General features: G+C 70.9%; 19 protein-coding genes. 9 read left to right on the forward strand and 10 right to left on the reverse strand.

What is annotated here, in order from left to right; genetic code table 11:
* Window positions 1–130: 130 nt before the first annotated feature.
* From BDW27_RS10000 to BDW27_RS10015, 4 genes are all read right to left on the reverse strand, one after another.
* Complete coding sequence (locus tag BDW27_RS10000; protein ID WP_110049113.1) at window positions 131–850, reverse strand: AAA family ATPase; 720 nt, start codon at window positions 848–850, stop codon at window positions 131–133.
* 206 nt (window positions 851–1,056) lie between these two features.
* The gene (locus BDW27_RS10005; RefSeq protein WP_026129516.1) at window positions 1,057–2,001 is read right to left on the reverse strand and encodes a tetratricopeptide repeat protein; all 945 of its coding nucleotides are present in this window, start codon (window positions 1,999–2,001) and stop codon (window positions 1,057–1,059) included.
* A gap of 241 nt (window positions 2,002–2,242) precedes the next feature.
* The gene (locus BDW27_RS10010; RefSeq protein WP_110049114.1) at window positions 2,243–3,973 is read right to left on the reverse strand and encodes a methylmalonyl-CoA mutase; all 1,731 of its coding nucleotides are present in this window, start codon (window positions 3,971–3,973) and stop codon (window positions 2,243–2,245) included.
* 77 nt (window positions 3,974–4,050) lie between these two features.
* Window positions 4,051–4,572 carry a MarR family winged helix-turn-helix transcriptional regulator gene (locus BDW27_RS10015; RefSeq protein ID WP_017546104.1) on the reverse strand — a complete coding sequence of 174 codons (522 nt, stop codon included), beginning with the start codon at window positions 4,570–4,572 and terminating at the stop codon, window positions 4,051–4,053.
* Between the two features lie 348 nt (window positions 4,573–4,920).
* On the opposite strand from BDW27_RS10015, the gene BDW27_RS10020 reads away from it, so the two are divergent.
* Window positions 4,921–6,600: a glycosyl hydrolase family 18 protein gene (locus tag BDW27_RS10020; protein WP_110049115.1), complete on the forward strand. Its 1,680-nt coding sequence runs from the start codon at window positions 4,921–4,923 to the stop codon at window positions 6,598–6,600.
* Between the two features lie 187 nt (window positions 6,601–6,787).
* On the opposite strand, the gene meaB is transcribed toward BDW27_RS10020, so the two are convergent.
* Both meaB and BDW27_RS10030 read right to left on the reverse strand, forming a co-directional pair.
* A complete protein-coding gene (meaB, locus tag BDW27_RS10025) occupies window positions 6,788–7,747 on the reverse strand; it encodes a methylmalonyl Co-A mutase-associated GTPase MeaB (RefSeq protein WP_110049116.1) in 960 nt (319 codons plus the stop codon).
* Between the two features lie 106 nt (window positions 7,748–7,853).
* Entirely contained in the window at window positions 7,854–9,041 is a 1,188-nt protein-coding gene (locus BDW27_RS10030) for an acetyl-CoA C-acetyltransferase (RefSeq protein WP_017546101.1), read from the reverse strand.
* An 85-nt stretch (window positions 9,042–9,126) separates the two neighbouring features.
* On the opposite strand from BDW27_RS10030, the gene mce reads away from it, so the two are divergent.
* Window positions 9,127–9,585, forward strand: a complete 459-nt coding sequence (gene mce, locus BDW27_RS10035) for a methylmalonyl-CoA epimerase (protein ID WP_017546100.1) — start codon at window positions 9,127–9,129, stop codon at window positions 9,583–9,585.
* A gap of 430 nt (window positions 9,586–10,015) precedes the next feature.
* A complete protein-coding gene (locus tag BDW27_RS10040; protein ID WP_110049117.1) occupies window positions 10,016–11,311 on the forward strand; it encodes a DivIVA domain-containing protein in 1,296 nt (431 codons plus the stop codon).
* Window positions 11,312–11,883: 572 nt separating this feature from the next.
* Here the strand turns inward: BDW27_RS10040 and BDW27_RS10045 are convergent.
* From BDW27_RS10045 to BDW27_RS10060, 4 genes are all read right to left on the reverse strand, one after another.
* Entirely contained in the window at window positions 11,884–12,615 is a 732-nt protein-coding gene (locus BDW27_RS10045; RefSeq protein WP_017546098.1) for an alpha/beta hydrolase, read from the reverse strand.
* Between the two features lie 17 nt (window positions 12,616–12,632).
* The gene (locus BDW27_RS10050; RefSeq protein ID WP_193374264.1) at window positions 12,633–12,962 is read right to left on the reverse strand and encodes an ATP/GTP-binding protein; all 330 of its coding nucleotides are present in this window, start codon (window positions 12,960–12,962) and stop codon (window positions 12,633–12,635) included.
* Between the two features lie 92 nt (window positions 12,963–13,054).
* Window positions 13,055–14,269, reverse strand: coding sequence for a 3-hydroxybutyryl-CoA dehydrogenase (locus tag BDW27_RS10055; protein ID WP_110049118.1), 1,215 nt, complete (start codon window positions 14,267–14,269; stop codon window positions 13,055–13,057).
* Between the two features lie 56 nt (window positions 14,270–14,325).
* Window positions 14,326–15,537 carry an MFS transporter gene (locus tag BDW27_RS10060; protein ID WP_110049119.1) on the reverse strand — a complete coding sequence of 404 codons (1,212 nt, stop codon included), beginning with the start codon at window positions 15,535–15,537 and terminating at the stop codon, window positions 14,326–14,328.
* A 106-nt stretch (window positions 15,538–15,643) separates the two neighbouring features.
* On the opposite strand from BDW27_RS10060, the gene nucS reads away from it, so the two are divergent.
* The 6 genes from nucS (at window position 15,644) to BDW27_RS10090 (ending at window position 20,836) form a co-directional block, all read left to right on the forward strand.
* A complete protein-coding gene (gene nucS / locus BDW27_RS10065) occupies window positions 15,644–16,321 on the forward strand; it encodes an endonuclease NucS (protein ID WP_017546094.1) in 678 nt (225 codons plus the stop codon).
* A gap of 84 nt (window positions 16,322–16,405) precedes the next feature.
* On the forward strand, window positions 16,406–17,272 hold the full coding sequence (locus BDW27_RS10070) for an ABC transporter ATP-binding protein (RefSeq protein ID WP_110049120.1): 867 nt from the start codon (window positions 16,406–16,408) through the stop codon (window positions 17,270–17,272).
* Window positions 17,269–18,123: an ABC transporter permease gene (locus tag BDW27_RS10075; RefSeq protein WP_110049121.1), complete on the forward strand. Its 855-nt coding sequence runs from the start codon at window positions 17,269–17,271 to the stop codon at window positions 18,121–18,123. The genes BDW27_RS10070 and BDW27_RS10075 overlap by 4 nt, the downstream gene beginning before the upstream one ends.
* Window positions 18,120–19,412, forward strand: coding sequence for a sensor histidine kinase (locus tag BDW27_RS10080; RefSeq protein ID WP_199560605.1), 1,293 nt, complete (start codon window positions 18,120–18,122; stop codon window positions 19,410–19,412). Before BDW27_RS10075 ends, BDW27_RS10080 begins: the two co-directional genes overlap by 4 nt.
* Window positions 19,413–19,438: 26 nt before the next feature.
* Window positions 19,439–20,077: a response regulator transcription factor gene (locus BDW27_RS10085; RefSeq protein WP_110049123.1), complete on the forward strand. Its 639-nt coding sequence runs from the start codon at window positions 19,439–19,441 to the stop codon at window positions 20,075–20,077.
* A gap of 90 nt (window positions 20,078–20,167) precedes the next feature.
* Window positions 20,168–20,836 carry a DUF1707 domain-containing protein gene (locus BDW27_RS10090; protein ID WP_110049307.1) on the forward strand — a complete coding sequence of 223 codons (669 nt, stop codon included), beginning with the start codon at window positions 20,168–20,170 and terminating at the stop codon, window positions 20,834–20,836.
* Window positions 20,837–20,929 lie beyond the last annotated feature (93 nt).

Here is a 20,929-nt window from a genome sequence, read left to right on the forward strand (position 1 = left end):
TTGGGAGCCCACAACCGAGTCGCCTCACCTTACCCGAGTCAAGCGGGTAACGTCAGCACAAGGTGACAATTAACGCCTTCGGAAAAAATCGCATTAATTCCGGGCGTTTATGGGGCACTTCGCCCCTCCTCTAACCCCGGGCCCGGTCGGCGGCGGCGCGCACCACCACGTCCGCGCAGGCGTCGGTGGAGAGGGCCGTGGAGTCGACCACCAGGTGGTAGAGGCCGGGGTCCGCCGGATCGGTGCGGTAGAAGCGGCGCACGTAGGCGGCTCGGGCGCGGTCGTTGTCGTCCAGCAGGCGGAGCGTGGGCGGATTCGCACCCCAGCCCTGGCCGCCGTGCTCCTCCGGGTCGCCCCGCTCCCACAGGCCTCGTGCCCTGCGCAGGCGGGCCTCACGGTCCCCGTCCAGGCGCACGTGCAGCGCGCCGGGGTGGTCGGCCAGGACCACGGCGGCGGCCCGGCCCAGCACCACACCGCCGGTGCGGGCGACGTCGCGGATGACCCGCTCGGTCTGCTCCACGAACTCGTGGTCGTAGAGGAGGCGGCCCTCCCTGTCGGTGGTGCCGACGAACCCGGAGTCGACGCTGCCGAGGGTGACCGTGGGCAGTCGCGCGGCACTGGCGAGCAGCCGTTCGAACCCGCCGGGGGTGCGGTCGTCGCGCTGGAGCACCTCGTCGAGGGAGCAGCCGATCTCGGCCGCCACAGCGCTGGGCACCGCACGGTTGAGGAAGGGGACGTGGAGCCTGGCCGCGACGGCCGGGCCGACCACGCTGCCGCCCGCGCCGAAGGTCGCCGAGATCGTGACCACGGGAGCAGCGTCGTGCGCTGGTCGAGCTTGGTTGGTCGCCATGGGACACCTGCCCGGGTTGGCCGCACGTCGGACGGAACTTCTCCTCAGCTCCTACCCCGCAGCGAGAGCGCTATCCCCGCCATCTCCAAATCGGTAAATACGCACCGTTTTACCGCTCTTGGTGACACATCGGGAGGAAATCCACCAGAAGAAGAACCGGCCCCGGGACGACGGATCTCCGTCGTCCCGGGGCCGGTCCCGCCGGGCTAGAACAGCGCCGAGGTGAGTTTGCGGCGGGCCGCGCTCACCCGGGGGTCACCGGCGGGCAGCAGGTCGAACAGGGCGAGCAGGTGCCCGCGCACCCGGTCGCGTTCGTCGTCCGAGGTCAGCCGGACCGTCTCGACGAGCCGGTCGAAGGCGGCCTCGTACTCGCCGCCGTACATGTCGATGTCGGCGACGGTGATCTGCGCCTCCACGTTCGCGGGGTCGCTCTCCGCCGCCTGGCGCACGGCGGGGCCGTCCACCTCCTGGAGGCGGCCGACCAGGCGGACCTGCGCGAGGTTGGCCTTGAGTTCGGCGTTCCTGGGGTCGTCCTCCAGGGCCTTCTCGAAGACCGCGGCGGCGGCCTCGAAGTCACCGCGCTCCAGGGCCGCCTGGGCCTGCGTGGTGATCGGGTCCTCCTGGGGGGCGGGCTCGGCCTCCTCCGGCATCGCGGAGGGGTCGCCGTCCACCGTGCCGGGGTGGTCCGGGGGGAGCATGCCCTGCTGGGCGAGCGCGCCGAACACCTGGGTCAGGGCGTCGCGCAGCTGCTCCTCGTTGGCCGGGCCCTGCATCAGGGGCATGACCTGGCCCTGGACCGCGATGATGATCGTGGGGGTCCCGGATACGCGGAGCGCCTGCACCAGCTGCGGGCTGGCGTCGCTGTCGATCTTGGCCAGGAGCCAGTTGCCGCCGGAGCCCTGGGAGAGCCTGTCGAGGATCGTCTCGACCTGCCTGGACTGCTCGGACCAGCTCGCCAGCACCGCCATCACGACCGGGGCGGCCATCGACCGCTCCAGCACCTGCTGGAAGTTGGACTCGTCGGCGTTGACGGAGTAGGGGTTGGTTCGACCGGCCGACTCCTCGGCGCGCTGCTTGGCCTCACGCTCCAAGGCCGCCTTGCGCGCCCCGAGGTCAACCGCACTGTTCGGTGAAAAGTCCGAAGGCTGCATGTTCCCTATCCTGCCGCATCCCGGAGCGGTACGAGGACCGCCCCGGGAAGCCCTCGGCGAACGCACCCGCCACGATGGCCGCCTGCCTCAGCCACAGTCGGACAGACGGAGGACACCTGAGCCGCAAAGGGGGTGCCCGTTCGGTGCCGGAGAGGGTTCTGGAGGTGGTGGAGGTGGGATTGCGAGGAACGAGCCATCACACCGCAGGCGCCGAAGGTTCCTCTACAAAGGCACCAAACTCCTAGAACCGCGGGTCCTCCGTGTAGCCGCCGAACTCCTCTCCCATCGTGGCGCAGATCTCGCCGAGGGTGGCCTCGGCCCGGGCGGCGTCCATGATGAGCGGGATGAGGTTGCCGTCCTCGGCGCGGACGCCCTCCAGGAGGCGGGCCAGGGCGCGGTCCACGGCGTCCTTGTCGCGGGCGGCCCGGCGCTCGGTGAGGGCGCGCTTCTGCTCGTGTTCGACCTCGTGGCTGATCTTGAGGATGTCGAGTTCGCCGGAGACGGTGGCGGTGTGGCAGTTCACGCCGACGATGCGCTTGTCGCCCTTCTCCAGGGCCTGCTGGTACTGGAAGGCGGACTCGGCGATCTCGGAGCTGAAGTAGCCGTTCTCGATCCCGGCGAGGATGCCGGAGGTCATCGGGCCGATGGCGTGTTCGGCGTCCTCTCCCCCGCCCATGCGGAGGATCTGCTCGAAGATCCGTTCCGCCTCGGCCTCGATCTCGTCGGTGAGCGCCTCCACGTACCAGGAGCCGCCGAGCGGGTCGGCGACGTTGACCACCCCGGTCTCCTCCATGAGGACCTGCTGGGTGCGCAGGGCGATCTCGGCGGACTGCTCGGTGGGCAGGGCCAGCGTCTCGTCGAGGGCGTTGGTGTGCAGTGAGTTGGTACCGCCGAGCACGGCGGAGAGCGCCTCGACGGCGGTGCGCACCACGTTGTTGTAGGGCTGCTGGGCGGTGAGCGAGACCCCGGCGGTCTGGGTGTGGAACCGCAGCCACTGGGCCTTCTCGGTCTTCGCACCGTAGGTGTCGCGGATCCAGCGGGCCCAGATGCGGCGGGCGGCGCGGAACTTGGCGATCTCCTCGAAGAAGTCGATGTGGGCGTCGAAGAAGAAGGAGAGTCCGGGTGCGAAGCGGTCGATGTCCAGGCCCCGAGACAGGCCCAGCTCCACGTAGCCGAACCCGTCGGCCAGGGTGTAGGCCAGCTCCTGCGCGGCCGTGGCCCCCGCCTCGCGGATGTGGTAGCCGGAGACCGAGAGCGGTTTGAAGGCGGGGATGTGCTCCGCGCAGTACTCCATCAGGTCGCCGATGAGGCGCAGGTGGGGTTCGGGCGGGTACAGCCACTCCTTCTGGGCGATGTACTCCTTGAAGATGTCGGTCTGGAGCGTGCCGTTGAGGCCGCCGGTGTCGACACCCTGGCGCTCGGCGGCGACCAGGTACATGCAGAAGGCCGGGATGGCCGGTCCGCTGATCGTCATGGACGTGGTGGTCTCCCCGAGGGGGATGCCGTCGAAGAGCAGGTCCATGTCGGCGACGGAGTCGATGGCGACGCCGCAGTGCCCGACCTCGCCGAGGGCCTGCGGTGAGTCCGAGTCGTGGCCCATCAGGGTGGGCATGTCGAAGGCGACCGAGAGTCCCCCGCCGCCCTGGGCGAGGATCATCTTGTAGCGCTCGTTGGTCTGCGTGGCGTTGCCGAACCCGGCGAACTGGCGGATGGTCCAGGCGCGGCCCCGGTACCCGGTGGGGTACAGGCCCCGGGTGTACGGGTACTCACCGGGCCAGCCGACGCGCTCGAAGCCCGGGACCTCCGCGCCGGGCCGGGGCCCGTAGACGGGTTCGAGGGGACGCCCGGACAGCGTGGTGAAGTCCGCGTCGCGCTTGCGGGCGGAGTCGTAGCGGCGCTGCCAGCGATCGCGCCCGGCCTCGATCTCCTGGGCCCCGCCGCCGTCGGTGGGCTCTCCTGTGGTGTTCGCCATACCAAGATAGTAGGACGTCCAACTAAATAAGTACAGACAGGGCGTCCCCGGCGCACGTGCGCGGGTGGACGGCCCGGTCAGCGCCGCTCCGCCGCCTCGGCCACGGGGGCGGGGAAGTCACCGAAGTCCACCCTGAGCCGGGTGAGCAGCTGGTGCACGCCCCAGAGCTCCTCGTCGGAGTAGCAGCCGACCCCGAAGTCCATACCGAGGAGCGCCTGGGTGGCCTCCTCCGTGACCTCGCGCCCAGCCTCGGTGATCTCCGCCAGCACGCCCCGACCGTCGCTCGGGTTGGGGCGGCGGAGCACCAGGCCCTGCCCCTCCAGCCGGTCGATGGTGTTCGTGACGCTGGTGGGGTGCACCATCAGCCGCTCACCGATCTTGCCCAGCGGCAGCGAGCCGGAGGAGCTGAAGGTGAGCAGGACCAACGCCTCGTACCGGGCGAAGGTCAGGCCGAACGGCTTCAGAGTGCCGTCCAGCTCGCCGATGAGGAGCTGCTGCGCGCGCATGAGGGAGGTGACCGCCGCCATGGCGGGCGAGGCTCCCCATCTCTGACTCCAGTTGTCGTGAGCGCGCTCGATCGGGTCGAACGGAAGGTTCAAAGGGTTTCCCACGCCGTCACTCTAGGCCGTGTTCGGTGGGCGCTGGACGGTGTTCCGGGTCGGCCCGGAACGGGGAAGCACATCGTCGCCTCACCGGCAAGGGGGGTTCCGTGGCCGGAAGGGGACACTTTCCGCTCGGGGCCACTGGTCCGGCCCGTCAACTCGACGGATCACCCGGAGGAGACCGGTCCCCCTCCCTGAATCCGATGCGGCTCGGCGAAAACTTCCCGGCGGGGCGTTGACGGGGCCCGTAATTATTAGTTAAGTTTCCTAAAAATTTATCCCCCCACGTCAGGGCCGCAGAAGCCCCCTCGGGCCTTGACCCCTCCCCCCAGGAGACCTCGCGACGTGAGCTCACGACGATTCAGAACCCACCTCTCGGTGGCGGCCGCCGCCGCGCTGGTGGCGCCACTCGCTCTCTTCGTCCCGCCCGTGGCCGCAGAGGGCGCCGAAAGCGCCGAGCCCTCCGACCTCAGGGTCACCTACGTCGAGTCGGCCCGCTGGAACACCGGCTACACCGGCGAGATCACCGTCCACAACGCCTCCGGGGCGGACCTGACCGACTGGACCCTGGAGTTCGACCTCCCGGAGGGCAGCAGCGTCCACCAGCTGTGGAACGCCACCCTCGTGGGCACCGCCCAGGACGGCTACACCGTGACCCCGCCGCACTGGGGCGCGGCGATCCCCGCCGGCGGCACCTACCAGTTCGGCTTCAACGGCGTCCACACCGGCGGCAACAGCCACCTCCTCGACTGCACCGTCAACGGCGCCCCGTGCGCGGGAGAGCCCGACGAGGGGCCCCAGCACGGCAGCCGCAGCATCGCCTACTTCACCCAGTGGGGCGTGGAGGAGCGCGGCTACGGCGTCCGCGACCTCGTCGACTCGGGCAGTGCCGAGAAGCTCACGCACATCAACTACGCGTTCGGCAACGTGGGCCCCGACGGCGAGTGCTTCATGACCAACGAGCCCGAGGAGGGCGACGCCCGCGCGGACTACGGCCGGGCCGTCCCCGCCTCGGAGAGCGTCGACGGCGCCGCCGACGGCCCCGGCCAGCCCCTGCGCGGCAACTTCAACCAGCTCCGCAAGCTGAAGGAGCAGTACCCCAACCTGATCGTCAACATCTCGTTGGGCGGCTGGAACTGGTCCAAGCACTTCTCCGACGCCGCGCTCACCCCCGAGTCCCGTGAGCGGCTCGTCAGCTCCTGCGTCGACCTGTACCTGAAGGGGAACCTCCCGGTCATCGACGGGGCGGGCGGCGAGGGCGTCGGCTACGGCGTCTTCGACGGCATCGACCTCGACTGGGAGTGGCCCGCCTCCGACGGCAACCCGCACAACGTGGTCCGTCCCGAGGACCGGGAGAACTTCACCGCCCTGGTCCAGGAGTTCCGCGACCAGCTGGACGAGCTCGGCGCCGAGACCGAACGCCACTACGAGATCAGCGCGTTCATGCCCGCTGGCCCCTGGCGCATCGACACCGGCTTCGAGCTGGACGAGATCATGCCCAACATGGACTACATCACCGTCCAGGGCTACGACTACCACGGCACCTGGGAGTCGGTCACCAACCACCAGTCCAACCTGGTCCCCGACCCGCGCGACCCCGGTGACGTGATCTCCACCCAGACCACCATGCAGGCCTACCTCGACCGCGGCGTCGACCCCGACAAGCTGGTCCTGGGCGTGCCCTTCTACGGGCAGGGCTGGACCGGTGTGGAACCCGGCCCTGAGGGAGACGGGCTCTTCCAGCCCGCCACGGGCCCCGCCTCCGGCACCTACGCCGACGGCAGCGAGGAGTACCGCAACCTCAAGGAGCTTCCCGGCTACGACCTGTTCCGCTCCGACGACCTCGGAACGGCCTGGCTCTACGACGGAGAGACCTTCTGGACCTTCGACGACGAGACCGCCATGACCCAGAAGACCGACTGGGTGACGGACAACGGCCTCGGCGGAGTCATGATCTGGTCCATCGACGGCGACGACACCGACGGCAGCCTGATGGCCGCCATCGACACGGCGCTCGTCGGGTAGGACCGAGGACCCCCGCCTCCGGTCGAGGCCGGTGGCGGGAACCAGCGGCGTCGGTGCTCTGATCCGGGGAGCACCGCCGCCAGGCCGGGGCGGACCGACGTGCGACGGTCCGCCCCGGCCGCCTCGTGTCCGGGGTCGATCCGGTACTTCGAGGACGGGAACTCCGGCGACCCGGGCAGGGAGCGCGCTACTCCCCCGTGGCGGCGCCGAGCTCCTTCAGGAGCAGGTCCGCGGCGGCGTAGGGGTCGCGCTCACCGGCCGCGACCTCCCGGGCCAGATCGTCCAGTCCGTGCTCGGAGCCCACACCACCCATCCGGGCGCGCAGCAGGTCCAGCACGATGGCCTCCACCTCGTCACGTGCGCGCCGACGGCGCCGCGACGCGAGTTCCCCGGACTTCTCCAGGTGCGCGCGGTGCTCCTCCACCCGCCCCCAGAGTTCGTCGATCCCCTCGTCCTTGGCAGCCACCGTCATGGCGATCGGCGGCTTCCACTCGTCGTCCGAGCGGTCCTTCATCGCGATCATCTGCCGCAGCTCGCGCAGGGTCACCTTGGCGCCGTCCCGGTCCGCCTTGTTCACCGCGAACACGTCGGCGACCTCCAGCACACCGGCCTTGGCGGCCTGCACCCCGTCGCCCATGCCGGGGGCGCTCAGCACGACGGTCGTGTCCGCCAAACCGGCGATCTCCACCTCGGCCTGGCCCACGCCGACCGTCTCCACGAGGATCACGTCGAACCCGGCCGCGTCCAGCACCCGCAGGGCGTGCGGGGCCGCCCAGGACAGCCCGCCCAGGTGCCCGCGGTTGGCCATGGACCTGATGTACACGCCCGGATCGGTGGCGTGTTCCTGCATCCGCACCCGGTCACCGAGCAGGGCGCCGCCGGTGAACGGCGAGGAGGGGTCCACCGCCAGGACCGCGACCGACAGGCCGCGGGCGCGCACCGCGCGCACCACGGCGTTGGTCGTGGTGGACTTGCCCACCCCGGGCGAGCCGGTGAAGCCGACCACGCGGGCCCGTCCTGTGTGGGGCGCCAGCCCGGCCATGATCTCGCGCAGTTCGGCGGCACCGTTCTCGACCAGGGTGATCGCTCGGGCCAGTGCCCGGCGGTCACCCCCGCGAACCCGTTCGACCAACTGGGGGGCGTTCATGCGACTCCTCGACCTCGACCTGCGGACATGTGTCGGGGCGGTGCCCCGACGCCCCCGCCCCGTACGATCTCACTCCCGACCGGCCCGCGCACGGACCGGACGGGTGCTACTCCCCGGGCACCGTGAACAGCAGGGCGTCGCCCTGGCCACCGCCGCCGCACAGAGCGGCCGCGCCGAGCCCGCCGCCGCGGCGACGCAGCTCGTGGATCAGGTGGAGGGCGATGCGGGCTCCGGAGGCGCCGATCGGGTGACCGATCGCGATGGCGCCGCCGTTGACGTTGACGATGTCCTCCGAGACACCGAGGTCCTTGGTGGACTGGATGCCGACCGCGGCGAAGGCCTCGTTGATCTCGATGAGGTCCAGGTCCCCCACTTCCTTGCCCGCCTTGGTGAGCGCGTGCCTGATGGCGTTGGAGGGCTGGGAGTGCAGGGAGTTGTCCGGACCGGCGACGTTCCCGTGCGCGCCGATCTCGGCGAGGATCGGGACGCCGAGCTCCTCGGCCTTGGCTCGGCTCATCACGACCACGGCGGCGGCGCCGTCGGAGATCTGCGAGGAGGAACCCGCGGTGATGGTGCCGTCGCTGTCGAAGGCGGGACGCAGCCTGCCCAGGCTCTCGACGGTGGTGTCGGGCCGGACCCCCTCGTCGTGGGAGAACACGACCGGGTCGCCCTTGCGCTGCGGGATCTCGACGGGGACGATCTCCGCGTCGAACCGGCCCTGCTCGGCAGCGGCCGCGGCGCGCTGGTGGGAGCGGGCGGCGAAGGCGTCCTGCTCGGCGCGCTCGATGCCGAGCTTGCCGTTGTGGCGCTCGGTGGAGGCACCCATCGAATCGCCCTCGAAGGCGTCGGTGAGGCCGTCGTGCGCGGTGGCGTCCAGGACCTCGACGGAGCCGTACTTGTAGCCCTTGCGGGACTTGGGCAGCAGGTGGGGGGCGTTGGTCATGGACTCCATGCCGCCCGCGACCACGATGTCGAACTCGCCCGCGCGGATGAGCTGGTCGGCCAGGGCGATGGCGTCCAGGCCGGAGAGGCAGACCTTGTTGATGGTCACGGACGGGACGTCCATGGGGATGCCCGCCTTCACGGCGGCCTGACGGGAGGGGATCTGCCCGGCGCCCGCCTGGAGGACCTGTCCCAGGACCACGTATCCCACCTGGTCTCCGCTGATCCCGGCGCGCTCCAGCGCCGCCTTGATCGCGAAGCCGCCCAGGTCGGCGGCGGAGAACCCGGCGAGGGAGCCGAGGAGACGGCCGGTCGGGGTCCGGGCCCCACCGACGATGACGGAACCGGGCATCTTAACTGGCCTCCAAGTGATGGGTGTCTCAGCTGGTCTGCAACGATACCCACACAGGTCCCAGCGACGTTCGGGAGGTTCGCCAGTGAGTGACGCACCCAGCCCCACCGGCCCATTCGCGGGTCTGACCCGGTTGGACCACGTGGGGATCGCCTGCCGCGACCTCGACGCGTCCGTCGAGTTCTACCGGACCACGTACGGGTTCGAGGTGGAGCACGAGGAGGTCAACGAGGAGCAGGGCGTCCGCGAGGCGATGCTCCGGATCAACGGCACGGACGACGGCGGCGCCACGTACCTGCAACTCCTGGAGCCGACCCGGGAGGACTCCCCCGTGGCGAAGTTCCTGGCCCGCAACGGCGAGGGCGTGCACCACATCGCGTTCGGCACCGGCGACGTGGCCGCGAGCGCGGCCGGGGTGGCCGAACACGGGGTACGGGTGCTCGACGCCGAGCCGCGCTCCGGTACCGCCGGTTCGCGGATCGTGTTCCTGCACCCGAAGGACTGCGGCGGAGTCCTCACCGAGTTGGTGCAGAGCGCCCACTAGCGCCATGCTGAGGGAAGTGGTCGGCCGATTCACGTCACGGGGAAGTTCCGGACTCATCACAGCTTGAGTTCCCGTGGCTCGGTTGACCACGGACCCCACCGGAAGTTGCCCGAAACCCCCTTCCCAGGGGTGTCCTGCTTGATAAAGTCGGCTAGCTGCCGGATGTGTTCGCATCCGGCGTGGTCCATGTCTTGCAGTCCGGTCAGTGAGCCGGGACGGTCGCATCCGGGTGTCCACCACATCCACGCGACCGTCGGAGGCGGTCAGGGTCATCACGGGAGCTCGGAACCCCGTCGCACCGGTCCGCCCGCGTCCCGGCTCGCGCCCCTCCGGGCGAAAACCCGCCCCCCGGGGGCACACAGCAGCCGCCCTCCTGCCGCCCCCGGCAGTTTGCAAGTAGCCGTCTCGCACCCGTTCAGGATTCCGCCACATGTCGTCAAACAACATTGACACCCAGCTCAACAACATCTTCGACGAAGACAACACCCCGCCAGAGTTCGACGTGGTGCTGCGTGGCTTTGACCGCACCCAGGTGCAGGACTACCTGGACGGGCTGCGCAACGAGGTCAAGCAGTCCAACAAGCAGCTCGACAAGGCCAAGTCCGAGCTGAACGCGAAGAACCGCCAGCTCCAGGAGCGGGAGCGCCCCTCCTACTCCGGCCTGGGCTCCCGTATCGAGGAGCTGCTGCGCCTCGCCGAGGAGCAGGCCAACGAGCTGGTGCAGAGCGCCCAGATCGACGCCAACGACATCCGCTCGGCCGCCCAGATCGAGGCCGCCGAGATGCGCGCGGCCGCCGAGTCGGAGGCCACCGAGGTCCGCACGCTGGCCCAGCGTGAGGCCGACGAGCAGCGCCAGGCCGCCGAGTCCGAGGCCGAGGAGATCAGCACCACCGCCCGCCGCGAGGCCGACGAGCTGGCCTCGACCACCGAGCGCGAGGTGCAGAAGAAGCGTTCGGCCGTCGACCACGAGATCGCCGAGAAGCGCGCCACCTTCGAGGGTGAGATCGCCAAGCTGCGCACCACCACCGAGCGTGAGTGCGCCCAGGCCCGCGCCGCCGCCAAGCGTGAGCGCGACGAGACGATCCAGTCGGCCAAGAGCCAGGCCGAGGAGCTGCGCAAGAACGCCGAGCGCGCGTACGCCGAGTCCGAGGCCCGCCGCACCGAGACCGAGGACCAGTTCGAGCTCCAGCTGGCCGACCGTCGTGCCGAGGCCGAGCGCCAGGACGCCGAGCGTCTGGCCGCCGCCCAGGCCGCCACGCAGAAGATGGTCAACGAGGCCGAGGAGCGCGCCTCCAGCGCCGAGCAGCGCGCCACCAAGGCCAGCCAGCAGGCCGAGCAGACCCGCCGCGACGCCGAGAACCACGCCAAGCAGCTGGTCAGCAACGCCAAGAAGAACGCCGGTCAGATCGAGGCCGAGGCCAAGTCCAAGGCCGAGCACCAGCTCGGTGACGCCAAGTCCGAGGCCAACCGGATCATGACGGCCGCCAAGAAGGAGGTCGACGAGCTCAACCGCCAGCGGGACAGCATCCAGTCGCACCTCCAGCAGCTGCGTCAGCTGCTCGGTGGAGGCGGTGGCGCCCCCGCCCCCCCCGCCCCGGCCGCTCCCGCCCCCGCCGCGATCCAACAGGAGGCCGCCCCGGCCGCCCCCGCCCCCGCGGTGGAGGAGCCCAAGCAGCCGGCCCACTCCGGCAAGGGCTCCGACGACGAGGACTGGTGGCAGGAGTAACGACCGGCCTCGGCTGAGTCGTCCTGAGACGACGAAGGGCCCGGTCCCAGGGGTGAACCCCCGGGACCGGGCCCTTCGCGCTTCCCCACCCACCAGCACGGACGTCAGTACGACTCCCGAGCTACGGGGCCGACTCAGCGCAGCCACAGCCAGGAACCCGCGCGCTCGCCTCAGCCACGGGGGGTCCGACCGACGGGGCACCTGATCGCCCCAGTGAAGACCGGACCGCTCACCCACACCGAAATCGGTTGGCTGACGAGGGCTCCAGCCACCAGGGTTGCCGCCCCCTCAGCCACAGGCGAGAGCCTGACCAGTCACACGAGCCACCGGCGGAGTATCGACCGGGCTGCTCAGCCACAGGCGTGAGCCCCGCCCGAGCACCCCAGCCACAAGGGGGGTGCTTTCGTTCGGTGCCGGAGAGGGTTCTGCAAGACGAGTCAAGCCGCCAGCGAGGAACGAGCCAGGCGCAGACGAGGATGCTGTGCTGCCTTGAACCCAAATCCCTCTGCAAAGGCACCGAACACGGGCCAAAGCGAAGCGGAGGCCCCAGGCAGTACAGCGGAGGCCCCAAGCTATACAGAATCCTTCTCCCACGGACCGTCCCACTCGGTGGGCAGCGGGTACGCCTCGGGGTTGACGCGCTTGACGATCTCGTCGAGGACGCGGCGCACGTAGGGCTCGCCGACCCACAGGTGCTTGGCGCCGTCGACCCCGATGATCTCGGCCTGGGTGAGGGGCGCGAAGCGTTCCCGGGCCTCCTCGGGTCTGAGGTAGTCGTCGTGTTCGGGGACCAGCGCCACGACCGGCTTGCCGGAGTCCGCCCACACCCGCATGTCGGACTCGTCTGCGCGGTGCAGCGGGGGTGACAGCAGCAGCGCGCCCCTGACCTGCGGGTCGCAGCCCCACTTGAGGGCCAACTCGGTACCGAACGACCAGCCCAGCAGCCAGGGGTCGGGCAGGTCCTCGAACTCGGTGAACTCGATGGCGGCCATGACGTCGTGCTGCTCGGTCTCGCCCTCCCCGAACTCGCCCTCGCTGGTGCCGTGGCGTGAGGTGGTGCCACGCGTGTTGAAGCGCAGCACGGCGACGTTGGCCAGGGCGGGCAGGCGGAAGGACGCCTTGCGCAGGACGTGGCTGTCCATCATGCCCTCGGCGGTGGGCAGGGGGTGCAGGCAGACCAGGGTGGCGACGGGCCTGCGGCCCTCGGGCAGGGCCAGTTCGCCGACCAGTTCCAGTCCGTCGGCGGTGTGCAGTGTGATGGGCCGTCGAACGGCGGGCAGCACCGTGGTGGCTCGGATCTCCATGGGTCCTCTTCGTCAGGTCAGTATCTGGGGGCCCTGGGAGAGCGGTGGGAACGCCGGTCCCAGCAGGAGGAGTGCCAGTGCCTTCGGTCGCCTCCGTCGCCGTAGGGGCGCCAGGCGACGACGTGGGGCATCCCGGCGGGGATCTCCTGGGCGCAGCCGGGGCAGCGGTAGACCTTGGTCGCGGCGGCGCCGCTGATCCGGCGCGTGACCCACTCGCCGTCGGGCCCGGTCTCGCGGCGCTGCCCTCCGGTGACGCGCAGCATGAGGGCGTCCTCGTCCGGGGGGCCTCCAGGAGTGTTCTTGCCCCGGGCGGTCTTACGGCGGGGGCTGTTACGGCGCGGGCTCACCCTCCAAGGGTAGGAGAGGAAGAACAGTGGCCGCCGTCACACCCGGGGGTGTGGCGGCGGCCGGGGCTTCGGGCAGGGGCGAAGCGGTGAACCTAGCCGTGGCAGGCGCAGCCTCCGCCGTGGGAGGCGCTCTCCTCGGCGTCGGGCAGCAGGTCCATGAGGAGCGGCGCGGGCACCGCGATGGTGGTGAGCCCGTACTCCGACATGGCCACCAGGGTGGTGATGACGGACTCGGCGCCGCGCTCCTCCAGGAGCTCGGTCGGGCCCTTCTGGTACCCGCAGCCGAACCGCATGGCGGTGTCGATGTCCTTGGCGGAGGCGTAGCCGTCGCCGACCATGCGCAGGGCGTCGTCGATCTGCGGCGCGATGAGCATCTCGCCGAGGTCGAGTGTCTCCTCCTCGCGCACCATCTCGGCGAGGCGGCCGGTACGGCGGGGCTCGGGGGCCTCGTCACCGGTCGCGTAGAAGCCCTGGCCGGTCTTGCGGCCGAGGCGGCCCGCGGCGACCATGCGGCGCAGGAGCGGACTGGCGGTGTACCGGGGGTCGTGGAACTCGTCCCAGAGGACGTCCATGACGGCCAGGCACACGTCCAGGCCCACGAGGTCGGCGAGGGCGAGCGGGCCCATCGGCAGACCGGCGGCCTTCTTGACGGCCTCGTCGATCTCCTCGCGGGTGGCGATCCGACGCTCGTAGAGACGGATGGCGTCGTTGATGTAGGGCACCAGGAGGGCGTTGGCGACGAATCCGCCGCGGTCGCTCACCGCGATCGGGGTCTTGCCGACGCGCTTGGCGACCTCGGTGACGATGTCGACGGTCTCGGCGCTGGTGGAGACGGTGGTGATGACCTCCGCCAGCTTCATGACCGGGGCCGGATTGAAGAAGTGCAGGCCCACGACCTTCTCGGGGCGGTCGGTCAGCGCCGCGATCTCGGTGACCGACAGCGAGGACGTGTTGGTCGCCAGGATCGTGCCGGGCGGGCAGATCCGGTCGAGGTCGCCGAACACGTCGCGCTTGACGTCCATGTGCTCGGGGACGGCCTCGACGACGAAGTCGGCGTCCGCGAGGTCCTCGCGGGACGTGCTGAACGTGAGGCGGGCGTCGATCTCCGAGCGCTCCCCCTCGGTGATCTTGCCCTTGCTCACCGCGCGCGAGAGGGACTTGTCCACGTGGCCACGGCCGCGGTCGAGGGCGGCCTGGTCGATCTCGACCCCGACGACGTTGAACCCGGCCCTGGCGAACACCTCAGCGATGCCCGCACCCATCGTGCCCAGTCCTACGACGCCGACCTTGTCAAATTCCTGCACCATGGGCCCCAGCCTAGACCTCCCGGGCGCCCCGCCGACGCACCGGGACCAGATCTCTACTACTGGTCGGTAATGCGGTTCGGCCGGATCGGCACCACGGCGACGGCCAACGCGGAGAACACCGCGCTCACCGCGAACACGGCGGGCAGCCCCGCGAGCGTGATCACGGCGGCCATCAGCACGGGGGTGAGGGTGGTGCTGACCGACTGGAGCCAGTTCTGCACGGCCAGCGCCCGCCCGGCCCAGGCGGTTCCGGCGATCTCCGCCACGGAGAGGAAGGTCAGGCCGTTGTGCCACATGGTCAGCACCAGGCAGACCAGGACCAGGGGGACGGCTGCCCCTCCCCACACGTTCGGCAGGACGGTGAGCAGGACCAGCGCCACCCCGGAGACCACGGCCAGCCACCGGACCGGACGCATGCGGTTCCCGGTCCGGTCCGACCAGGCCCCGAGCAGCAGCCGTCCGACCGCCCCGGGGATCTGCGCGGCCGCCACGACGGCACCGGCGGCGGGCGGGCCCCACCCCTGTTCCTGGACCAGGTAGATGACCGTGTAGACCATGAGCGTGACCTGTGGGACCCCGAGGAGCATGCTCACGCCGTGCACCCGCCAGATGGCCCATCCGCGGTAGGGGGACACCGCCGGTTCGGCGGGTTCGGCGGGTTCTGCCGGTTCGGCCGACGCGGGGGCGGACGGGGTCTCCCGCCCGTCCGGGGGCGCCGAGGCCATCGCCAGCACGAGCGGGACCGCCACCAGCGCGAGTCCGGCCGGGAGCGTCATCGCGCCGACGAACCCCCACGCGTCCGCCGCCCTGGGCAGCACCAGGGCGGCCAGCCCCACGCCCAGGGGCAGGGCCGACTGACGGATGCCCATCGCCAGTCCGCGTTCGCGGCGTTCGAACCAGGTCATGACCAGGCGTCCGCTGGCCGCGTTGACCGGGCCGCCGACCGCGCCCGCCAGCAGCAGTACCGCCGCCGCGCCCCACAGGTCCGTCACCGTCCACAGCAGGCCGAGCACACCCGCAGTCAGGAGCAGGCTGAGCGCCATCGTCGCCCGCTCCCCCGCGCGGTCGATGACCACGCCCCAGGCCAGGAGGGTGAGCAGCAGCCCGAACGAGGGCAGCCCGGCGAGCATCCCCGCCTGGGCCGTGGAGACCCCGAACGCCTCGCGCAGCTGCGGGAGCACGACCGGCACCCCGAACATCACCGAGACGCTGGCCACCTGCGCCACCATGCTGACCGACAGGATGACCCAACGATTGCGCACGAGCATCCCGCCACCCTAGGCAGTACCGGCCCCGGTCCCCATCCCCGCCCCGGCGTGGTCCCTCCCCGGAAGCGGGTTCGCGGGCGCGGCGGAGGCGGTAACGTGACGTCCCGTGCGTCTCGTCATCGCGCGGTGCAGCGTCGACTACGTCGGCCGGCTCACCGCCCACCTGCCCATGGCTCCCCGCCTGATCCTGATCAAGGCCGACGGGAGCGTGTCCATCCACGCCGACGACCGGGCGTTCAAACCCCTGAACTGGATGAACCCGCCGTGCAAACTCCGCGAGGAGACGGTCGAGGACGGTCCCGACGTGTGGACGGTCACGCACAGCAAGTCCGGTGAGAAGCTCGTGCTGACCATCGAGGAGGTCATGCACGACTCCTCGCACGAGCTCGGGAAGGACCCCGGCCTCCAGAAGGACGGCGTGGAGGCCCACCTCCAGGAACTGCTCGCCGAGCACATCACCACGCTGGGCGACGGCTACACGCTCATCCGCCGCGAGTACCCGACGGCCATCGGCCCCGTGGACATCCTCTGCCGCGACGGCGAGAGCAACACCGTCGCCGTGGAGCTCAAGCGCCGCGGGGACATCGACGGCGTGGAGCAGCTCACCCGCTACCTCGAACTCCTCAACCGCGACCCCTCCCTGGCCCCGGTGACCGGTGTGTTCGCGGCCCAGGAGATCAAGCCCCAGGCCAAGGTCCTGGCCGAGGACCGGGGCATCACCTGTGTGGTCCTGGACTACGACGAACTGCGCGGCATCGAGCCCGACATCCTGCGCCTGTTCTGACCCCCCGCTGTCCTCCGTTCGGAGGACAGCGGTCGGTCCCCCCGGGGGACACCCTCCGCACGGCGTCCACGGAACGCTGGGGGTATGAGCGCAACAGTCATCGAGGTCGAGGGCCTCACCAAACGCTACGGCGACACCCACGCGGTCGCGGGGATCGACCTGAGCGTCCCCCGGGGCGAGGTCTTCTCCTTCCTCGGGCCCAACGGCGCGGGCAAGTCCACCGCGGTGGAGATCCTGGAGGGCTTCCGCACCCGCAGCGGCGGCGACGTCCGTGTGCTGGGTGAGGACCCCGGGCGGGCGGGCCGGGCCTGGCGCTCCCGGATCGGGATCGTGTGGCAGAAGGAGACCATGGTCCCCAAGCTGCGGGTGCGCGACGTCCTCCAGCACTTCGCGGGCTACTACCCCCGGGCGCTGAGCGCCGACGAGGTCCTGGAGATGGTCGGCCTCGCGGAGAAGGCCACGGCACTGCCCGACTCGCTCTCCGGCGGACAGCGGCGACGCCTCGACGTCGCCCTGGGCATCATCGGCCGCCCCGAACTCCTCTTCCTCGACGAGCCCACCACCGGCTTCGACCCCCGGGCGCGCCGCGAGTTCTGGGAGCTCATCCAGGGCCTGGCACGGCAGGGCACCACCATCGTGCTCACCACGCACTACCTGGAGGAGGCCGAGTTCCTGGCCGACCGGGTGTGCGTGATCGCGGGCGGCCGCATCCGTGCCCTGGACGCCCCCGGGCAGCTGGGGGGCCGCGCCTCCGCCCAGGCCACCGTCTCCTGGACGGAGGACGGGCGCCGACACGAGACGCGCACCGACACACCCACCCGGCTGGTGTCCGAGCTGAGCGCGCGCATCCCCGGGGAGATCCCGGAGCTGAGCGTGCACCGCCCCACGCTGGAGGACATCTACCTCGACATGATCCAGGACGGCCAGGCCAACGAGGAAGGCGCGGCATGAGCACCGACACCGTGACGGAGACCGCCGCGACCCCCGCCCCCGGTGCTCCGGGCCGCCCGCCCGGCGCGGTGCGCGTGGGCCTGTCCCGGGGGTGGATGGAGATCCGCACCTTCTCCCGCGAGTGGGAGAGCCTGATCTTCACGTTCTCGCTGCCCGCCCTGATCCTGGTCATGTTCGCGGCGATCTTCGACGGCATGTTCGACATGGAGATGGCGGCGGTCGACTACTACCTGCCCGGGCTCATCGCGATGGGCCTGATGTCGGTGAGCTTCCAGACCCTCGGCATCGCGATCGCCGTCGAACGCGACCAGGGGGCGCTGCGCCGACTGCGCGGAACCCCCATGCCGCCCAGCGCCTACTTCGTCGGCAAGACGCTCCTCGTGCTCTTCCTCGCCGTGGGCCAGATGGCGCTCCTGCTCGCCGTCGCGGCCCTGTTCTTCGGCGGGACCATGCCGTCCACCCTCGCCGCCTGGTCCACCATCGCGTGGGTGTTCGTCCTCGGAACGGTCGGCTGCTCCCTGCTGGGCATCGCCATGAGCTCGCTGGCCCGCACCGCCCAGACCGCCTCCGCCGTGGTGGTCATCCCCTTCCTCCTGCTCCAGTTCACCTCCGGGATCTTCGTCCCGGTGCACTTCATGCCGGACTGGATCCTGACCGGCGCCGCCCTCTTCCCCCTGCTGTGGATGGCACAGGGCATGCGGGCCGCGTTCTTCCCGGACGAGATGGCCGTCATGGAGATGTCCGGCGCCTGGGACCTGCACATGGTCGCCCTGGTCCTGGGGGGCTGGTGTGTGGTGGGCTTGGTCCTGACCCTTCTGACCTTCCGATGGAAGACGCGCAAGGACGGATGACCATGACGACGGACCGGGCCCCGGGGCCGGACACGACGGCGCCCTCGGGGTCCGATCCCGCCTGGTCGGAGGCCCCGACCGGACGGGATCCGTCCTCCGACCGGGACGAGCGGCACGCGTGGAACATGGGTGTCTGGTGGCACGTGGCCTTCACCCTCGCGATGGCGGCGGTGATCGTGCTGGCCCTGGTCACCGGCCCTCCGGAGTGGCGCTGGCTGACGGCGGCGCTGATGGTCGCGGTGGTGCTGGTCTACCTGGTCTTCGCCCGGCCGCTGATCAGCCCGGAGAAGGACTTCCCCAGCACGGGCCGGGCCCTGAGGCTGATGGGGATGTTCCTCCTGCCCAGCGTGCCCGCCGTGATCATCAACCCGACCCTGGTGTTCGCGCTGATCGCGATCGCCCCGGTCTGCTTCATGACGGTGGGGAGCGTGCTCGCCGTCGCGACGGTGGGCGTGATCCTGCTCTTCCCGACGGTGCTGGACGGCCTGCTCGGCTGGGAGGACTGGTCCTCGGTCGGTGTCAGCCTGCTCATCAACGGTGCGATCCTGGGCTACGCCCTGTGGTTCGGGACCTGGATCGAACGGATCGTGGTGCAGAGCGCGGAACGGTACGAGCTGATCGAGGCGCTGCGGCGCAGCCGCGAGGAGGTGTCCCGGCTGTCCGAGGAGGCCGGGGCCCTGGCTGAGCGGGAGCACCTGGCCCGCGAGATGCACGACACCCTGGCCCAGGGGTTCACCAGCATCATCACCCTGACCCAGGCGGTGGAGTCGGAGCTGGACAGCGACCCCGCGACCGCCCGCCGCCACCTGGCGCTCATGCGTGAGACGGCGGCGGAGAACCTCGCCGAGACCCGAGCCATGGTGGCCGCCCGGCAGTCGCTCCGGCTGGACGACGAGGGCCTGGATGCCTCGGTCCGACGCATCTGCGAACGCCTCGGCCGGGAACTCGGCATCTCCGTGAACGCCGAGGTGACCGGGGCTCCGGAGGAACTCGCCAACGACCTCCAGATCTGTCTGCTGCGCACCGCGCAGGAGGCCCTGGCCAACGTCCGCAAGCACGCCGGAGCCCGCACCACCACGGTCACCCTCGCCTACACCGACGTCGGCGTACGGCTGACCGTGGAGGACGACGGGCTCGGCTTCGACACCTCACTGCCCGCCCACGGCAACGGACTGGCCAACATGCGCCACCGGGCGGAGTCGGTCGGCGGGCTGCTGGAGCTGGAGAGCTCCCCCGGAGGGGGCACCACCGTCCGCCTGGCCATCCCCCACGACGACGCGGACGAATGATCCGTCCCGGAGAGGAAAGCCGTCCCATGATCCGTGTCCTGCTGGTGGACGACCACCCCGTGGTCCGCGAGGGCATCCGTGGCATGCTCAGCGCCGAGCCCGACCTGGACATCGTCGGCGACGCCGGATCGGGCCCCGAGGCGGTGGCCCGGGTGGCCTCCCTGGTCCCCGACGTCGTCCTGATGGACCTGCGCATGCCCGGCGGCGACGGGGCGGAGGCCACCGAACGCATCCGCGCCGAGCATCCGGGCGTCCATGTGCTGGTGCTCACCACCTACGACACCGACACCGACATCCTGCGCGCCGTCGAGGCGGGCGCCACCGGCTACCTCCTCAAGGACACGCCGAGGGCCGAGCTGGCCGACGCGGTGCGCTCGGCGGCCCGAGGCGAGACGGTGCTCAGCGGTCGGCTGGCGGGGAAACTGCTGACCGGTGTGCGTCAGCGGAACACGGAGCCGGAGGGACCGGCGCTCTCCCCGCGCGAGGTCGAGGTGCTGCGGCTGGCGGCGGACGGGCTGACCAACGCGGCGATCGGCCGCACCCTGCACATCAGCGCCACGACGGTCAAGACCCACCTCATGCGGGTCTACGAGAAGCTGGGGGTGGGCGACCGGACCGCCGCGGTGTCCCAGGCGATGCGCCGGGGCCTGCTTCCCGAGAAGTAGCGCCGCGGGACCCGTCTCAGGGTCGTCTCCGGGCTCGTCCCCGATCCCGTGGTCCGCCGCGGAGGGCAGAATCGGCATAGGGTGGAACAGATGAGCCAACTCACCCCCCACGATGACGGCAACGGCCGGATGCGCGCCTCCGACGCCGACCGTGACGCCGTCGCCCACCTGCTCCGGGAGGCCCTCGCCGAGGGGCGCCTGGACCCCGACGAACACAGCGACCGGCTGGACGCGGTGTACCGCGCCAAGACCGTCGGCGAACTGGTCCCCCTCACCGAGGACCTGCCCGGTTCCGGCGCTGCGGCCGCCCGTCTCCCGGCACCGGCCGACTTCCGCTCGCCGCGTCCCGTGTACGGCGCGAGCCGGATCGGCGACCAACCCGCCACCAGTCACGCCGCGATCGCCCTCCTGGGCGGTGCCGACCGCTCCGGCAACTGGGTGCTCCCCCGCCGGTTCTTCGCCGTGGCCACCATGGGCGGGGTCGAACTCGACCTGAGGGAGGCCCGGTTCACCGAGCGCGAGACCACCGTCTGGATCGGCGCGGTCATGGGCGGCATCGGCATCATCGTCCCCGACGACATCCAGGTGCGGGTGCACGGCCTACCGATCATGGGTGGCTTCGGGATCGAGGGCGACACCCCCAGCGTGGTGGAGCCGGGCGCCCCGATCGTGCACATCCGGGGCGTCGCCCTGATGGGCGGCGTCGGGGTCAGTTACCGGGCGCGCAAGCACCAGGAGGGCGAAGGGGGCGAGGGCTGACCGGGCGGGCCGTGGGCCCGTCCCGCGTCTCGTGACGCCGCTTCACCTCGACGATCCCGGCGCTTCGGGCCGTCCATCAAATCACAGTGCGCA

It is taken from the genome of Nocardiopsis sp. L17-MgMaSL7 (genome assembly GCF_003182025.1).
GTDB lineage: Bacteria > Actinomycetota > Actinomycetes > Streptosporangiales > Streptosporangiaceae > Nocardiopsis > Nocardiopsis prasina.

Excerpts from the sequence above, each read along its gene's own strand:
- BDW27_RS10085 (WP_110049123.1), top strand. The coding sequence starts at position 19,439 with ATGATCCGTGTCCTGCTGGTGGACGACCACCCCGTGGTCCGCGAGGGC.
- BDW27_RS10010 (WP_110049114.1), bottom strand. The coding sequence starts at position 3,973 with ATGGCGAACACCACAGGAGAGCCCACCGACGGCGGCGGGGCCCAGGAG.
- BDW27_RS10060 (WP_110049119.1), bottom strand. The coding sequence starts at position 15,537 with ATGCTCGTGCGCAATCGTTGGGTCATCCTGTCGGTCAGCATGGTGGCG.
- BDW27_RS10005 (WP_026129516.1), bottom strand. The coding sequence starts at position 2,001 with ATGCAGCCTTCGGACTTTTCACCGAACAGTGCGGTTGACCTCGGGGCG.
- BDW27_RS10090 (WP_110049307.1), top strand. The coding sequence starts at position 20,168 with ATGAGCCAACTCACCCCCCACGATGACGGCAACGGCCGGATGCGCGCC.
- BDW27_RS10080 (WP_199560605.1), top strand. The coding sequence starts at position 18,120 with ATGACCATGACGACGGACCGGGCCCCGGGGCCGGACACGACGGCGCCC.
- BDW27_RS10070 (WP_110049120.1), top strand. The coding sequence starts at position 16,406 with ATGAGCGCAACAGTCATCGAGGTCGAGGGCCTCACCAAACGCTACGGC.
- BDW27_RS10000 (WP_110049113.1), bottom strand. The coding sequence starts at position 850 with ATGGCGACCAACCAAGCTCGACCAGCGCACGACGCTGCTCCCGTGGTC.
- BDW27_RS10055 (WP_110049118.1), bottom strand. The coding sequence starts at position 14,269 with ATGGTGCAGGAATTTGACAAGGTCGGCGTCGTAGGACTGGGCACGATG.
- meaB (WP_110049116.1), bottom strand. The coding sequence starts at position 7,747 with ATGAACGCCCCCCAGTTGGTCGAACGGGTTCGCGGGGGTGACCGCCGG.
- BDW27_RS10075 (WP_110049121.1), top strand. The coding sequence starts at position 17,269 with ATGAGCACCGACACCGTGACGGAGACCGCCGCGACCCCCGCCCCCGGT.
- BDW27_RS10040 (WP_110049117.1), top strand. The coding sequence starts at position 10,016 with ATGTCGTCAAACAACATTGACACCCAGCTCAACAACATCTTCGACGAA.
- BDW27_RS10045 (WP_017546098.1), bottom strand. The coding sequence starts at position 12,615 with ATGGAGATCCGAGCCACCACGGTGCTGCCCGCCGTTCGACGGCCCATC.
- BDW27_RS10030 (WP_017546101.1), bottom strand. The coding sequence starts at position 9,041 with ATGCCCGGTTCCGTCATCGTCGGTGGGGCCCGGACCCCGACCGGCCGT.